This is a genomic window from Paenibacillus sp. GQ49, assembly GCF_059759055.1.
The window spans coordinates 106200-120764 of record NZ_JCAXEL010000021.1; the positions used below are offsets into that span (position 1 = coordinate 106200).

Here is a 14565-nt window from a genome sequence, read left to right on the forward strand (position 1 = left end):
AGTACAATTATAGAAGAACTTCTAACCAAGAATAGATATGCAACACATTCGGAGGCCATACATGCATAGAGACGTCAAAACAGGCAACTACGTTAATCGTGATTTGAGTTGGGTTGAATTTAATCGGCGCGTACTTCAGGAGGCCCAGGATCCAACAACGCCTCTGCTGGAACGCATGAGATTTCTCGGCATTGTCGCTAGTAATCTGGACGAGTTCGTCAGTGTAAGGGTGGCGGAGACAAAAGAGAAGATCAAGGCCGGATTCACGCAAAAAGATTTTACAGGATACACGCCTTCGGGATTGTATCGCAGATTGATCAAACGAATCGGGACCATGGTCATCGAGCAGTATAGAACCTATCGTGAACTTATTCGTCTACTCGCCAAGAAGGGCGTAAACATTCAGGAATATACAGATCTTAATGTGACACAGCAGCGCGCAATGGACCAGTACTTTCATGAAATTATTTTTCCGGTACTCACACCGATGGCGATTGACCAGAGTCGTCCGTTCCCACTGGTACACAACAAGTCTGTCTATCTGTCCGTGATGCTGCAGAAGGAAGGAGAACAAGAGGGCGAGCCGTTTATGGCTATTGTTCAGGTGCCTTCCAATCTACCGCGGATGGTTCAGGCTCCCATTCGGGCGAATAGCAAAAAGAAAACATTCATCCTGATTGAAGACCTTATCAAACATCATATCCACACGCTCTTCAGCGGTTATATCTCGCTTGCTGCGCAGGAATTCCGTGTGACCCGTAATGCGGATCTGTTCATTAATGAAGAAGAAGCGGAAGATCTGCTTGAGGCGATTGAAAAGGAATTGCGACGCAGACGCCGAGGAGCTCCTGTACGACTGGAGGTCTGCAAGGATTTTCGTCCGGATGCCTTGCTCGAATTGCAGGATGAATTCGATATCCAGGATCCGGTGTACGAAATTGATGGGCCACTCGATCTGAGTTTTCTGGCTGGATTCGTAGATAGTTTGGAAGGTTTCTCACATCTGAAATACAGTCCGGTGAAGCCTGTCTATCCACTGGAGTTCCTGCCAAGAGAAAGTCATTTCGAGTTGCTGCGCAAACGGGATGTACTGGTGCATCATCCGTACGAGTCGTTTGAACCGGTTACTGATTTTATTTTGGAGGCTTCGGAAGATCCAAGAGTTCTGGCCATCAAGATGACATTATATCGGGTCAATGGCGATTCACGCCTTATTCCGGCACTTGCACTTGCCGCTGAGAGTGGTAAGCAGGTCACTGTGGTGGTGGAACTGAAAGCCCGGTTTGATGAAGAACGCAACATTGCTTGGGCGCGTAAGCTGGAGAAAGCCGGTTGTCACGTGGTATATGGACTGGTTGGACTGAAGACCCATGCCAAAATCATTCTTGTCGTACGCAGGGAGCAGCAGGGGCTGAGACGTTATGTTCATGTAGGAACCGGTAACTATAATGAGAGTACAGCCAAAGTTTATACGGACGTGGGACTGTTCACCTCCAATCCGATTATTGGGGAAGATGCATCCGAATTGTTCAATGAGATTACCGGATACTCCGGTCCGAAGGCATTGCAGGCGTTCCGCGTAGCTCCAGATGGTATGAAGGATGAGCTGTTTGCACTGATTCGTAGAGAAACAGAGCATGCGCTGAAAGGCAAACCTTCCAGAATCATTGCCAAGATCAACTCCTTATCCCATCAGGAAATGATTGATGAATTGTACGAGGCTTCTCAAGCCGGCGTGCAGATCGATCTGATTGTGCGTGGTGTATGTTGTCTGCGTCCGGGGGTAGAGGGGCTCAGTGAGAATATTCGGGTCATTAGCATTGTGGATCGTTTTCTGGAGCATTCCCGGTTGTTTTATTTTGAAAATAGCGGCAACCCCGATGTATTCATCTCCAGTGCAGACTGGATGACACGTAACCTGAATCGAAGAATTGAACTGATGTGTCCTGTATTCGATCCAGAGCTGAAAAAGATGCTAGTGGATATCCTTAATCTATCCCTTATGGATAATGTCAAAGCCAGACAACTTATGCCTGGTGGCAATTATGTATTTGTAGAAAATGAAAAGCCCCCGTTGAGAAGTCAGACGGAGGCCATGGGTATTATCCCTTGGAAGCCTGCTGAATGGAGTGCGTTAACGTAACTCCCCAGGCTTCCTTCAGATCCTTGACGGCCTCTTCCAGGCCATCAAGTTCCAGTAACGGCTCAGCTGTACAGGTGAATTGCACCTGCAGCGAGTCGTTTTCTTTTGTTGCTTCAATCGCAGCGATGCTCTCGGATCGATTGATGGCTTCAGCTACGCGCAGCAGAGAGCCTAAACGATGAGCATGCCGCTCATCCGAGTTTTTCAGAATGTCCCGGTGCTTATTCAGCAGCTGGGGCGTTCTTTTTTTGGGATGATAATCAGCTGCACTGGCACTTAGAATGGTCTCCCGATGAGAAAGTCCATAAATGCTCGAATTCATAATCCAATAGGCCGAGTGCTGTGTATAACGGAAATAGTTAATCTGCTTACCTGCCATGTGCAGCATGGAGGACGCATACAGGATTCGAGAATCTGATTGATCAGGAGGAGTACCTTGTAATGCCGTATACAGGGTAACCATATCCTGATGAATCCGTTGCAGACGTTTCTCTGGAATAGGCGGACCAAAATGGATAAAGTTGCGGATACTGTCCTTCAGCGCGTCTGGAACGACCGGCTGACCTCCAGCCATGTAATCACGCAACAACCCGTCTCTTAGACCCGCACCACTAACCACATAACGATCTCCTTGTATTAACTGGAATACGGTCCGCAGGATCAGTACGCCGGGCACAATGATGTCTGCGCGATCTTTGGCGAGCCCAGGTACCTTTTTGCGCTGTGCTGAGGTGAGATGAGGCAAAGAGCGAGCGATGTTCTCCATCGCTTCCTCACTGATCTCATAATGATGGCTGACAGGCAAAGAATACTGGGTACGCTTCTGTTCCACTTTGGCGAGTGTACGCATTGTGCCGCCAAGTCCGATGAGTGGCAGACCAGGATGCTCACGAATCCAATCTTGTCCGCGGAGAGCCTCAATGACTTCGTTGCATAATGCATTTGCATTTTCCTCGGTCCATTGATCTTCGCCCCCGTAACGGGCATGTGAATTCACAGCACCAATAGGGAGGGAGATGCTATGTAACCTTTTCCGATCCCGAAAGACCGTGATCTCTGTGCTGCCGCCTCCAATATCCACGACGTAACCGTCTGCCAGATCAATGGATTGAGTGACACCAAGGAACCCATAATAGGCCTCCCGATCTCCCGATACACATTCAATGGTAAGCCCCGTCTCTGTCTCCAGCCATTCAATAATCTCCAGGACATTGCTTGCATTACGAATAGCTGCGGTAGCTGCTGCGCGAATCAGTTTGGTCTGATACGCTTCACAGGTCGCTTTGAATTGACTCAAGATGGTGATGGCTTTATCCAGAGAATGGCGCAGAATGGTTCCATCGGACTCAACAACGCTGCTTAGACGAGCAGCGTATTTGTCTTCATGAATGATGCGATAGGCTTCGTCCTGGTCCAGTTCATAGATAACTAGACGAATGGAGTTCGAGCCGATATCAATAATTCCTAAGGTTTCATTAGTACGTGTCATAAGCATCTCCTTCTACAGAGGTTCAACTACCCGAAGTGAAGAAGGGCAGCCATGGCTTCCGGTGAACCCGGCGGTGTGGCAGAGAAGGGCGTAGTTAACATAACAACAATGATAAAAACGATGAAACAGGCAAATATAAGACAACTCACGGCAAAGCCGCGATTACGCTTTTGCATAAACAGTCGAATACCTGTGACAAAGAGAAGTACCGTAACGGCTACCAGAACGATCGACATTGCAAAATAGGCTACGCCATAAAGTGATTTGAAAAATGCTTCCATTTGTTCTGAACGCTCCTTAGATCCTCATATTTAAGCCCTTCCAAGCCATTCCTTAGTAGCATACGACAGATTGACTTGTTTGAAAAGCAAACCGGGCGCTTGTTCCCGTTTCCGCCATCACCCCTGGGACAGGTTACATGGAAAAGGGGCCTTTGCCGTGGACAGACATCCAAGAAAGCAAGGCTTCTGTTGAGTATGTATAAGGAAGGACTATTGTTTCAAGGAAGGAGATCAACCCATGTCGAGACAACTTGCAAGCAAATGGCGGAAGACAGCGGCTCTGATGAAATACCCGGTAGCGGCTGTCCATATCCCACAGACCAAGGCATTCAACTCGGGTAATCTGCTGCAAATGCTCAGTCGTTATGGAATGGTGTATGTCAAACCTATTGTAGGAGGCGGAGGTTACGGTGTCATCCGGGTATCGGCGAGCGCTGGGGCTTATCGATACACCCATATGAAAACGACCCGTTCTTTCGCCAGTTTCAGCCAGATGTATCGCTCTCTGGTGCGTGTGAAGGCCAGACGCAGGTACTTGATCCAGCAAGGCATTCATCTGGCAACGATTGAAGGGAGACCTGTTGATTACAGAGTCAAAGTTGTCAAAACCGAACGAGGCTGGGTATTTCGTTCTTTGGTAGGACGACTCGCTCGTCCAGGACTCTGTGTGACGAATCTGAGCAAGGGTGGCACCATGTTATCTGGAAGGAGAGCCCTTGGTTTATCCCTGCCTCATATATCTGGTCGGCACAAACGCCGGGAGATGCGTTCACTTACACTGACATGCACGTACATTATGGAACGTCAGTTCCCTGGTGTAGGTCAGCTTGGCTTTGATTATGGACTGGATTATTCAGGCAAGATCTGGATTTTGGAAGTGAATACCAGACCCCAATAGAAAATGAATGGGAAAGCTCAAGAAAATCCAAGAAAAACCGATAATATATAGAAGAAAACGGTATGAAAACCGTTTGAAATTTTACATTACCGGGTAATTTACTCGCAACAAGTCTTGAAACTATGAATTTATTCCAAAAAAAATACGCTGATAAACGTTCTGACAGTAGTACAAACTTCCTGTGCATAAATATTGTCCACACTATACACGTTGATTACTCTACATTTTTTCCATTTATCAACAAACTATGCACAGGATTTCCACATATTATTGTGGATAACAAGAACGCTTGTTCTCTATATGAATCTCTGATATGATAGTTTTGAGGAAAAAAAAGGAAAGGTTGTGGCGGGAAATGGCTATGTTATCCGATGAGATGTTGTTGGATTCCTACCATAAAGCGATTGAGTTGAATCTCGAACGAGATTTCATCGCACTGCTGTTGGCAGAAATCCATAAGCGCAAACTGGGTACCGACGTATCTGCCATTCTTCACTAGAGATCCTCATTGCAGGCAATGTTACAGGTTTCCGGACAAGTCCCATAGTGAGACAGGCCATGGCGTGCTCGTCTGACAATGGTGACAGTACATCACATGATTGCAAACGTTTTCGACTTCGTCTGCCATGTCAGAGGAAGGTTGGAATACGTAGGGGCTGTATGGTCCGGTGTAATCATCCAATTTGCCGCATTCTAACAGTCCCTGAAGGCAGTGGGGGCAAGCCTGCTCCGGTACAACCAGACCGTTACACAGCGGGCATATATAAGACAAGGGTATCCCTCCTGATATGAATTCATTCAGGAGTAAGATACCCTTTTTTGTATCAATATATGTTATTTCAGCAAAACTAGCGTTTCATGTTACTGCTGTGTCCTGGGGACAATTTGGCATCCGGATCGAAGTATACCTTCGCATTGTTGACGGCTGTTGGAGCTTCGCCGAATCCGACAGCGATCAGCTTCAGTTTACCCGGATATGTTGTGATATCTCCGGCAGCGAAGATTCCTGGAATAGATGTTTCCATGCGGGAATCAACGACGATGGAGTTGCTGTCAATTTCGATACCCCACTCGGCAATCGGTCCGAGAGAAGAGACAAATCCGAAGTTAACGATCACGTCATCTACTTCGATTTCTTGAGTTTCTTTGGTTTTCACATGGGAAAGGGTTACCTTGGTAATGGTGTCATCTCCATGAAGTTCCGTGATTTCGGTCGGTGTAACAACATTCACCTTGGAATTCATCAGGTTTTCGACACTGTGCTCATGTGCACGGAACTTGTCCCGGCGATGGATCAGCGTCACTTGCTCAGCGATAGGCTCCAGCATGAGTGCCCAGTCTACCGCGGAATCACCGCCACCACTGATCAGTACCTTTTTGCCAGCGAAGGCATTCAGATCACTGATGAAGTAGTGCAGGTTGCTCTTCTCGAACTTGGCAGCACCTTCAAGCTCCAGGCGACGTGGTTCGAATGCACCTACACCAGCTGTAATAATGACGGCTTTGGCATGATATTCATTCTCATCCGTCTTCACGACGAAATGTTGCTCATCCTTTTTCTCCACCGATACAACCTTTTCTTCAAGGCGAATGTTCGGGTTAAAATGATTCATTTGCTCAACCAGGTTATTCACCAGTTCCTGAGCCGTTACTTTCGGGAATCCGGCTACATCATAGATGTATTTCTCCGGGTAAAGAGCGGCAAGTTGTCCGCCAAGCTGTGGCATACTTTCAACCAGTGTAACGGATGCCTGACGCATCCCACCATAAAACGCGGCGAACAGACCCGCAGGGCCTCCACCGATAATAAGTAAATCAGTCATATCATGACTGGAATTTTGTGCAGTCAAGAATCAACAACACCTTTCATATTTTAATAGGTAGTTAACAGAAAGAATGTGCAGGCTACGTATCGTAACCGGCATGGGTGCTGAACTGTCTTTCCTATTATAAACGGTGTATTCAGGGTTGCAAAGTTAGCGGCGTCACGAAACTGGGAACAATTGATGAAGATCAGATGAGAATAGGATGAAATTGGAAATGAAAGGTTATGAAAAATAACAAAAAAAACCTTGATCTTTACTAGAAATACAGATATCCTTGACCTGTACTATGTGTTTTTTTGTCTAATTTAGAGTCAATATGTAATATGAAGACAGATTCCGTGTTTTGTAGAATCTTGTGGTTAATTTCACAACTTGAAACGATAACTTGCGTGCAAACGTATCAATTTCATAAACCCTTTAGTTGCTTCAATCAAGTCTAGATATAGATCAAAACGGTTCGATACGTCGATATCTAGTTTCATAAAATCCATTTTTAGTGAGTTATGAAATTGATGCAAACGTTTAAATAAATTCGCGAAGTTAACATTTGTCGTCATAATGGGCAAGACCTCATCAATATTTGTAAGTATGTGCATTTTGCATCTCACCCAAGATCGGGCTGATGCAAGTGAAACCGGAAGGGGTATAGACATGAGCAGTATTCCCAAAATCGTCATCCTCGGCGCGGGCTATGGCGGGATTCTGACAGCCCAGCGGCTGCAGAAGGAATTGAACTATAACGAGGCCGACGTCACACTGGTGAATCGGCATGATTATCATTATATTACTACACATCTACATATGCCGGCAGCCGGCACGGATACCATTGAGCATGCAAGAGTGCCTATTTCGAAGCTGATTGATGAGTTCAAGATTGATTTGGTCAAGTCTTCCGTGAAGGAGATTCGTCTGCAGGATCGGAAGATTATTCTGGAGGACGGTACGTTATCCTATGATTATCTGATTATTGGACTAGGCGGTGAGCCTGAGACCTTCGGTATTCCGGGGATGCTCGATCACGCGATGACAATCCGCAGTATTAACTCGGTCAGACTGATTCGAGAACACATCGAATATCAATTTGCGATGTACAAAAACGATAACAAACGAAATCGTATTCGGTTTGTCGTAGGTGGAGCGGGTTTCAGTGGTGTTGAATTCGTAGCTGAACTCGCAGATCGTATTCCACAGCTGTGCAAGGAGTTCGACGTGAACCCAAAACATGTGCACATCTATAATGTAGAGGCAGCGCCTTCGGCCTTGCCTGGATTTGACCCGGAATTGGTAGAACATGCGATGAATGTGCTCAAGAAGAAGGGCGTTACTTTCAAAATTGGTGTTCCAATCAAGCAATGTCTCCCGGACGGGGTTATTGTGGGTGAAGGTGAAAAGCTCGATGCGGCTACAGTCGTATGGACCGGCGGTATTCGCGGTAACTCACTGCTTGAACAGGCAGGTCTTGAAGTGATGCGAGGACGTGTGAAAGTAGATGACTACTTGCGTGCTCCGGGGCATGAGCATGTCTATGTCATTGGTGATAATTCACTTGTCTTCAACGCGGAAGGACGGCCTTATCCGCCAACAGCCCAGATTGCGATGCAGCAGGGTGTGAACTGCGCCAAGAACGTCGTGGCATCCATTCGCAAGAAACAGCCACAACCTTTTGTATTTACGAGCAAAGGCACGGTTGCATCATTGGGTAAAGGTGAAGCCATTGCCGTTGTAGGCGGCAAGAAATACAAGGGCTGGAAAGCGGCTCAGTTGAAGAAGCTGGTTGATCTGCGTTATCTGTTCATCATTGGTGGTATTCCGCTAGTCCTGAAGAAAGGGCGGTTTTTTGGATGAGACATTGCAGTGTTCAGGTCAGGGGACTATTAACGCGTGAGGAACTGGATCGATACAACGCCCTGATGCAGGTCGGTGGTTATCTCGAGGAACAGGATCAATATGATCTGGCCTATATCGTGCAGAAAGAAGTGGATATTCTCATTTTGCCCGCGATTGAGCGGCTTAAAGAGAAGGGTCGTGACCGTGACCGGGCCACAGCCGAGTTCCTCGAATCGCTGAAAGTGGTAGATGAAGAGGACGAGGATTAAGAATTAACAGAGGCTTATAAAATAGAGTGAACAACTGCAAAATGGATCATCATCCGACTTGGTTATCCACACGTACATGAATGAGAAAAAGCACCGCAGACAAAATCCTTTACAGGAGATGTCGCGGTGCTTTATTGTGCTTTGCATTATGTTTACAGCTTAAGCATGTCTTCCAGTGTTCCTTCGTTCAACAGACTTCCCACATAGAACGAACCGAATTCGCCATAACGGGCGCTAACTTCATCGAAACGCATCTCATAGACGAGTTTCTTGAACTGAAGTGCATCATCCGCAAACAGCGTTACGCCCCATTCCCAATCGTCGAAACCGACAGAGCCGGTAATGATCTGTTTTACTTTACCCGCATAGCTGCGGCCAATCATGCCGTGACTACGCATCATGGTGCGGCGCTCGTCCATGGACAGCATGTACCAGTTGTCATTCAGCTCACGTTTTTTGTTCATCGGATAGAAGCAGATGTATTGCCGTTGTGGCAGAACAGGTTTCAGACGGGCGATAATATCCGGATTCTGCATCGGGTCTTCGCCTTCTTTGCCAAGGTAGTTGCTCAGTTCCACTACACTGACGTAGGAATACGACTTCGTTGTGTATTGGGCAAACATCGTTTTGTTAAACGCGTTCTCAACAGCCTTCAGATCTTCCAGCGTTTCACGCAGGTGCATCATGACGAGGTCTGCTTTTTGACCTACAACCGTATACACAACTGTACTTCCTTTGGATGAATCCTCGACTTCTTTCCATTCTTTCCAGAATTCCTGAAGCTCGTCCAGTGCTACAGCGCGTTCTTCATCATCTGCTGCTTTCCAGGCGGCCCAGTTAATCGAGCGAAAATCATGCAGGGCATACCAGCCCTCCAGTGTTGATGCGGCTTCGTTCATTGGTTGTGTTCCTCCTGCAAGGTATATTTCCAAATCCCTATAAGGGGTTGTTCAAAAAGTCCGCTTTTGATTTTGAACACGCACTATAAGGGACGGGTGATTGCTTTATCGTTTACATTGTATCCCAACATGAAGCAGAAGGGCAAATGAACAGAGTATAAATATAGGGAAATTTGTCCAGAAAGTTCGTTGCTTCGCCACATTTTTTGCGGTACACTAACTACTATCCAGAAGTGAAACCTGAATGTGTGAAAGAAGAGGTGAATGTCGCCCGATGCAATTTATACCTGTGTTGGTATTGATGGTATTATTTTTCGTTATGATGTTTGGTATCGGTTTCATTCTGAACATGCTGATGAAGACAACCTGGTTTCCTTCCTATCTGTTCATTATTGTAATTCTGCCTATTGTTGTGTACTCTCTATGGGATCAGTCGTCGTCTCTGATGTCACATCTGGGTTCTTTCCAGCTTGTAGACTATATGACGGGCATCGCTGGACTGGCTGGTGCGATAATCAGTGGCTGGACGATCCAGAAGTTGCGTTTGGGTGGGTACAGAATGTTTTAGATTGTTGGAAAGAGGTAACACATGCCACTGTAATCGCGTGAAAGTCTTGTCTTTGTCGTAAACGCTTACGAGTACAAAGGGAAGGCTTTTTTGCTATTCATTTATATTAGAAGGATTATTGTACACTTGTACTTCATATACATCTGGAGAACATTCTCTTTAGATATTCCCTTGTATTCTGCAGCTACAGCTTTTATAGTATTCTAGCGGCTCTCGACATTTTTATTTTAGAAATTTACTGAATTCGGCGAAAACGTGAATGATGTCGACCTAGGACGAAACGGAGCGAGAACAGGCCATCTTTTTACCTGTTTTTGAGCATTTGAGGATCAGACATTTATGATAGAATAGATAAACATACTTTTGGGGAGAAGGAGATCAGGCTATGCGCATGAAGAATCTGCACCATTATACTGAACATCATCGCTACTGCGTATACAGGGAGTTTGGACTTAGCGCCCTGGATGACCGTATGCTTACAGGAGCATATCAGCCCATGGTAGGTGCTTTTGCGGTTGGCTTGTATCGGCTGTTGTTTCAGCATCTTCCCGGTGAACAGGTCGGTTATTCGCCGCTTGAACAGCAACGGAGGCTGTTCATGACGCTTGGCTTGGAGCCAAGTGAGAAGGGGCGCAAATATATGTTAGAGCAGACATCCAAGCTTGAGGCAGTGGGGCTACTTCAGACTTCACGGTTATATATACCGGAAAATGATGATTACATCTACGAATATGAGCTGCAACCGCCGCTCTCTCCGGCAGAGTTTTTCCGGACACAGCATTTGACACTGCTGCTTCGTGACAAGATTGGTAAATTCGCAGTCCTTTCCCTGCGTTCCGGTTTCTCGGCAGTGGAAAATGGGGACGCACCTTATCCGGCAGCCAATAAAGAGAATATTTCCGTACCCTTTTACGATATATTTGAATTGAATACCCATGTGATTGATTACGAGTTGGAGCAGGCTTTGTCGGAAGTATCAACTACGGCCCAGCGGACAGGCACGAACGATGCAGCGGAAGAAAACAGTTTGAACTATGCCGACATTATTTTGCGTTTCCCGCGGGAGTCGGTCAATCGTCGTCATGTAGAACAATTGCGGTTCGATCATGAACAACTGGGCATTGTAAATTATGTAGTGAACAAGTTTAACCTCAGTGTGCAGGATGTATGCCGTCTGCTGGACGAAGATGATATCTTCAGTCCGCAGGGCCAGCTGATTCTGGATGATCTCCAGCATAAGGCGAGCATGCAGTTCAGACAGACGAAGAAGCGTCATGAACAACAGACTGTACAGGCAGCCAAGGTCGTGGCACTGAGACAGCATATGGAGGAGCCTGAACGGAAAGAGGACTCTGGTGAACCACCTGTGGAGCATGGGGTACAGATGGAATACTACGTCGAAGTGCCTCCGCAATTTATGACCAAGTGTGATATTCATCAATATAATATGATGTTGCGTAATGAGCCGTATACGCGTCTGTTGCAGACATTTTTCCCGGGCGCAGTACCGGACAATCTCATCGATATATTTGAGAAAATTGATCTGAGTTACAAGTTGCCTGGTGAAGTCATCAATGTATTGATTCATTATTTGATGGCATTGCTTGTATCCGGCGGAGAGCAGCGAATTAATCGTAACTTCGTTGAGGCGATCGCCTCCAACATGCTGCTCAAGCAGGTGAACTCATATGAGAAAGCTGTTCAATATATTCGTGATCAGGCCAAGGTCAAAGGCAAACAGGCTGCTGGTGCAGCTGGAACCCGTACCCGTACATACGGCAAAGGAACCAAAGCCAAGCCCGAAATTCCGATTGTACAAGACATAAGCACCGATGGAGACGCCGTATCCGAGGAAGAGTTCGAAGAGATGATGCGGTTTGCACAGCAGATGCAGGCGAGTAAGCAAAAAGGAACTTCTTAAATATTTATTATATAGCAAAAAGGCGAGTCCCCCGATTAATGGAGACTCGCCTTTTTGCTATATAAGTTGAACGAAAGAAACGTATTTTCCGTCCAATCATTTTTTTTATTATTTTGCAGGATATTTACCTAATTTAAACCACTGCTGAAATTCTTTTTGTGTCATTTTTTTTACAGGCTTAACTTTTTTGCTTCCTGTATTGTATCTGAAAAGAATCCATTGATCTGAAGGATACTCACTAATATAATCAATACTTTTTCCGTTCTTATGCCATAATATTAGACCTGTGCTAATATAGTTGGTTGCCCGAGGAAGATAAACAACACTGTCTTTCTTAGTGTCGTATATTGCTAACGTGCTTTTCTCCGTATTTCCATAAGAAAATGCAATGATGTCTTCTTTTGGTGACCAATTATATGATGAAATGGTTTCTGCATTTTGTTTACCTGCTTTTTCAAGACGTTCGTTTAAAATTGTGTATTTTCCTGTTTTAAGGTTCACGAGAATGAGGTTGCTGCCGGCACTTTTTTCTACTTGGATAGCAATCCATTCATTCGATGGAGATTCAGCAACACTAGTTATATCCAATAATTTAACTTCAAAACCTCCCGTTTGTAGGATGTGCTTTTCTTTACCATGAGTAACTACAATGGTGTCAATGATGTTTTGCTCAAAATCAGCAGCAGCATCTTGCTTTAAGGTGTTCGCGGTTATCGTGATGTCGTCACCTTTCCAGATAATTTTGTTTGAGCCTATTGTTTTTTCAAACTTAGGTATACTCTGGTATGTCGAAGAGTTCACAGAAGTTGATTTAGCAGCAATGTGTGCTATTTTATCAGAAGTATGAAACGAAGATGATGCAGTTGATAACGTGCTTAAGCTACCTAAAACAATGAGGCTTGATAATAAAACATTGGTGTATTTCATTATTATCTCTCCTTCATTTTGGGAAGTCGGTTACATGAGGTGATTCCCTCCAGAAACTACTCCAATCTTTGCTTATCATTACTCATTTGTAAAGATATGAAATCGTAGAGAATTATCATACAGCGCGAAAAGTAACGATTGAAGTATATCCTCAGGACGACTTTATTGAAGGTACAACAGAAGAGGCTATTCACAATTTAGAGATCCCAACGTTCGAACAATTAGATAATGATACCTGGGATTTCGAAACGATGAAGGGTTTTCAGTTTTCGTTCCTATTTGTGGAGTTTGTTGTTCAACAATATGGAATAGACCATTTAAACAAATTGATCCGTGACCCTCAGGATTTTAATGGTATCTTTCAATGTTCCGAGAAGGAATTGCATCAGAAGATGGTAGAGTTTATAAGTAAGTAACCCATACAAAAATGTATGTTGCCCGGGGGAAGAACCGGGCTTTTTTTAACGTGGTTATAGTTATGTTAAATGTACTATCAATTAATTGGATTATTTTGTATAATGCATATAAAAAGAGGTTGTCTATGAATCCTATGATCTATGGATGAATGTAAATAATACATATGGAGGTAATTAAGTTTGAAAACTCACTACTATTTCAGTTGGTTTAATCATTTTTTTCCTGAGAAGCTGGTCCATTGTTTGCAGGAGGATATACAAGACAGAAAATCGCTTGTTATGATTAGTGCTGACCCGTCTGGTTATACAGATGAGCAAATTAACATGGATGATATTTCTGAATGGACCTGGTTGAATCAGGCTAACATTATTTTTGATGAATATCATTTCATTGATTACCGTATGCAGAAAGAAGATGCTCAGCGATTCATTCGGAACGCTTCTGTCATTTTTTTATGTGGCGGATATCCTGTTCTGCAGAACGATTTTTTGGCGGATTATGAATTATCGAATGCGATTAAGAATAGCAATGCCATTATAATGGGTGCCAGCGCCGGTGCGTTAAACATGGCTGCAAAATGGTTAAGCTTGAATAACACTGATGAAGTTGAAACAAGTACTATTTATAATGGTATTGGTTTTGATCATTTTGCCTACGAATCTCATTCTCAACGCGACTACGCCACGTTTGTTCAAGGTTACCTGTCCCCCTTGTCTGAAGAGATTGATGTTTATGCGGCAGAACAGGAGAGCGCTATACGTGTAAAGGACGGCAACATAGAAACAATGGGCCCTGTATATTTAATTTCCCACTCAAAGATTCAGAAGTTGGTTGAGACGCTCTAATTAGGGTGAGTGGTTGTGACCTTACATAAGTAATTCCTTTTGATGTATAAAATCATGGCTAATAGGCGAATTATCTCAGGTCTCCTTTCTATGAGTTTGTAAATAGATGCAATCTTAATATTCCTAGGACCTAAAGTCGGCAGGGTATCAGAGTGATCAGTTACTTATTTCAACTAGCGGACTGACAATAGGGATCGTTGCAAAAATGCTAACGAACTCGAAAAATTATATTAGGATGATGAGCTCCTTATTAAG

Annotated in this window: 14 protein-coding genes; 8 read left to right on the plus strand and 6 right to left on the minus strand. The window is 44.7% G+C overall.

Annotated features, from left to right (window positions below):
• The first annotated feature begins 61 nt into the window (after positions 1-61).
• Positions 62-2143, plus strand: coding sequence for a polyphosphate kinase 1 (ppk1, locus tag AC6CIF_RS26620; RefSeq protein ID WP_498202162.1), 2082 nt, complete (start codon positions 62-64; stop codon positions 2141-2143).
• Here ppk1 and AC6CIF_RS26625 read toward each other — a convergent pair.
• Together AC6CIF_RS26625 and AC6CIF_RS26630 are read right to left on the minus strand one after the other, a co-directional pair.
• Positions 2103-3632 carry a Ppx/GppA phosphatase family protein gene (locus AC6CIF_RS26625; protein ID WP_498202163.1) on the minus strand — a complete coding sequence of 510 codons (1530 nt, stop codon included), beginning with the start codon at positions 3630-3632 and terminating at the stop codon, positions 2103-2105. The two genes, ppk1 and AC6CIF_RS26625, sit on opposite strands and share 41 nt — an antisense overlap.
• A 26-nt stretch (positions 3633-3658) precedes the next feature.
• Positions 3659-3913, minus strand: a complete 255-nt coding sequence (locus tag AC6CIF_RS26630; RefSeq protein WP_017692428.1) for a hypothetical protein — start codon at positions 3911-3913, stop codon at positions 3659-3661.
• Between the two features lie 238 nt (positions 3914-4151).
• Between AC6CIF_RS26630 and AC6CIF_RS26635 the strand changes: the two genes are divergently transcribed.
• Positions 4152-4811 carry a YheC/YheD family protein gene (locus AC6CIF_RS26635; RefSeq protein ID WP_498202164.1) on the plus strand — a complete coding sequence of 220 codons (660 nt, stop codon included), beginning with the start codon at positions 4152-4154 and terminating at the stop codon, positions 4809-4811.
• 355 nt (positions 4812-5166) lie between these two features.
• On the plus strand, positions 5167-5310 hold the full coding sequence (locus AC6CIF_RS26640) for a sporulation histidine kinase inhibitor Sda (protein ID WP_017692430.1): 144 nt from the start codon (positions 5167-5169) through the stop codon (positions 5308-5310).
• Between the two features lie 21 nt (positions 5311-5331).
• Here AC6CIF_RS26640 and AC6CIF_RS26645 read toward each other — a convergent pair whose 3' ends face one another.
• Together AC6CIF_RS26645 and AC6CIF_RS26650 are read right to left on the minus strand one after the other, a co-directional pair.
• Entirely contained in the window at positions 5332-5583 is a 252-nt protein-coding gene (locus AC6CIF_RS26645) for a hypothetical protein (RefSeq protein ID WP_237177751.1), read from the minus strand.
• Between the two features lie 76 nt (positions 5584-5659).
• Positions 5660-6634 carry an NAD(P)/FAD-dependent oxidoreductase gene (locus AC6CIF_RS26650; RefSeq protein WP_207765610.1) on the minus strand — a complete coding sequence of 325 codons (975 nt, stop codon included), beginning with the start codon at positions 6632-6634 and terminating at the stop codon, positions 5660-5662.
• A 654-nt stretch (positions 6635-7288) separates the two neighbouring features.
• On the opposite strand from AC6CIF_RS26650, the gene AC6CIF_RS26655 reads away from it, so the two are divergent.
• A complete protein-coding gene (locus tag AC6CIF_RS26655; protein ID WP_036605766.1) occupies positions 7289-8482 on the plus strand; it encodes an NAD(P)/FAD-dependent oxidoreductase in 1194 nt (397 codons plus the stop codon).
• The gene (locus AC6CIF_RS26660) at positions 8479-8733 is read left to right on the plus strand and encodes a hypothetical protein (RefSeq protein ID WP_498202165.1); all 255 of its coding nucleotides are present in this window, start codon (positions 8479-8481) and stop codon (positions 8731-8733) included. The genes AC6CIF_RS26655 and AC6CIF_RS26660 overlap by 4 nt, the downstream gene beginning before the upstream one ends.
• A gap of 152 nt (positions 8734-8885) precedes the next feature.
• Here AC6CIF_RS26660 and hemQ read toward each other — a convergent pair whose 3' ends face one another.
• On the minus strand, positions 8886-9632 hold the full coding sequence (gene hemQ, locus AC6CIF_RS26665) for a hydrogen peroxide-dependent heme synthase (protein WP_036605768.1): 747 nt from the start codon (positions 9630-9632) through the stop codon (positions 8886-8888).
• A gap of 274 nt (positions 9633-9906) precedes the next feature.
• On the opposite strand from hemQ, the gene AC6CIF_RS26670 reads away from it, so the two are divergent.
• Both AC6CIF_RS26670 and AC6CIF_RS26675 read left to right on the plus strand, forming a co-directional pair.
• Positions 9907-10200 (plus strand): YuiB family protein, encoded by a 294-nt coding sequence (locus AC6CIF_RS26670; protein ID WP_036673352.1) that lies wholly within the window; start codon positions 9907-9909, stop codon positions 10198-10200.
• 385 nt (positions 10201-10585) lie between these two features.
• Positions 10586-12121, plus strand: a complete 1536-nt coding sequence (locus AC6CIF_RS26675) for a replication initiation and membrane attachment family protein (RefSeq protein ID WP_074096359.1) — start codon at positions 10586-10588, stop codon at positions 12119-12121.
• A gap of 108 nt (positions 12122-12229) precedes the next feature.
• On the opposite strand, the gene AC6CIF_RS26680 is transcribed toward AC6CIF_RS26675, so the two are convergent.
• A complete protein-coding gene (locus AC6CIF_RS26680; RefSeq protein ID WP_498202166.1) occupies positions 12230-13048 on the minus strand; it encodes a hypothetical protein in 819 nt (272 codons plus the stop codon).
• Between the two features lie 596 nt (positions 13049-13644).
• Here AC6CIF_RS26680 and AC6CIF_RS26685 point away from each other — a divergent pair.
• Positions 13645-14310, plus strand: a complete 666-nt coding sequence (locus tag AC6CIF_RS26685) for a type 1 glutamine amidotransferase family protein (RefSeq protein WP_498202167.1) — start codon at positions 13645-13647, stop codon at positions 14308-14310.
• The last annotated feature ends 255 nt before the right edge of the window (positions 14311-14565 follow it).

Coding starts and splice junctions, on each gene's coding strand:
- ppk1 (WP_498202162.1), top strand. CDS start 62: ATGCATAGAGACGTCAAAACAGGCAACTACGTTAATCGTGATTTGAGT.
- AC6CIF_RS26625 (WP_498202163.1), bottom strand. CDS start 3,632: ATGACACGTACTAATGAAACCTTAGGAATTATTGATATCGGCTCGAAC.
- AC6CIF_RS26630 (WP_017692428.1), bottom strand. CDS start 3,913: ATGGAAGCATTTTTCAAATCACTTTATGGCGTAGCCTATTTTGCAATG.
- AC6CIF_RS26635 (WP_498202164.1), top strand. CDS start 4,152: ATGTCGAGACAACTTGCAAGCAAATGGCGGAAGACAGCGGCTCTGATG.
- AC6CIF_RS26640 (WP_017692430.1), top strand. CDS start 5,167: ATGGCTATGTTATCCGATGAGATGTTGTTGGATTCCTACCATAAAGCG.
- AC6CIF_RS26650 (WP_207765610.1), bottom strand. CDS start 6,634: ATGACTGATTTACTTATTATCGGTGGAGGCCCTGCGGGTCTGTTCGCC.
- AC6CIF_RS26655 (WP_036605766.1), top strand. CDS start 7,289: ATGAGCAGTATTCCCAAAATCGTCATCCTCGGCGCGGGCTATGGCGGG.
- AC6CIF_RS26660 (WP_498202165.1), top strand. CDS start 8,479: ATGAGACATTGCAGTGTTCAGGTCAGGGGACTATTAACGCGTGAGGAA.
- hemQ (WP_036605768.1), bottom strand. CDS start 9,632: ATGAACGAAGCCGCATCAACACTGGAGGGCTGGTATGCCCTGCATGAT.
- AC6CIF_RS26670 (WP_036673352.1), top strand. CDS start 9,907: ATGCAATTTATACCTGTGTTGGTATTGATGGTATTATTTTTCGTTATG.
- AC6CIF_RS26675 (WP_074096359.1), top strand. CDS start 10,586: ATGCGCATGAAGAATCTGCACCATTATACTGAACATCATCGCTACTGC.
- AC6CIF_RS26680 (WP_498202166.1), bottom strand. CDS start 13,048: ATGAAATACACCAATGTTTTATTATCAAGCCTCATTGTTTTAGGTAGC.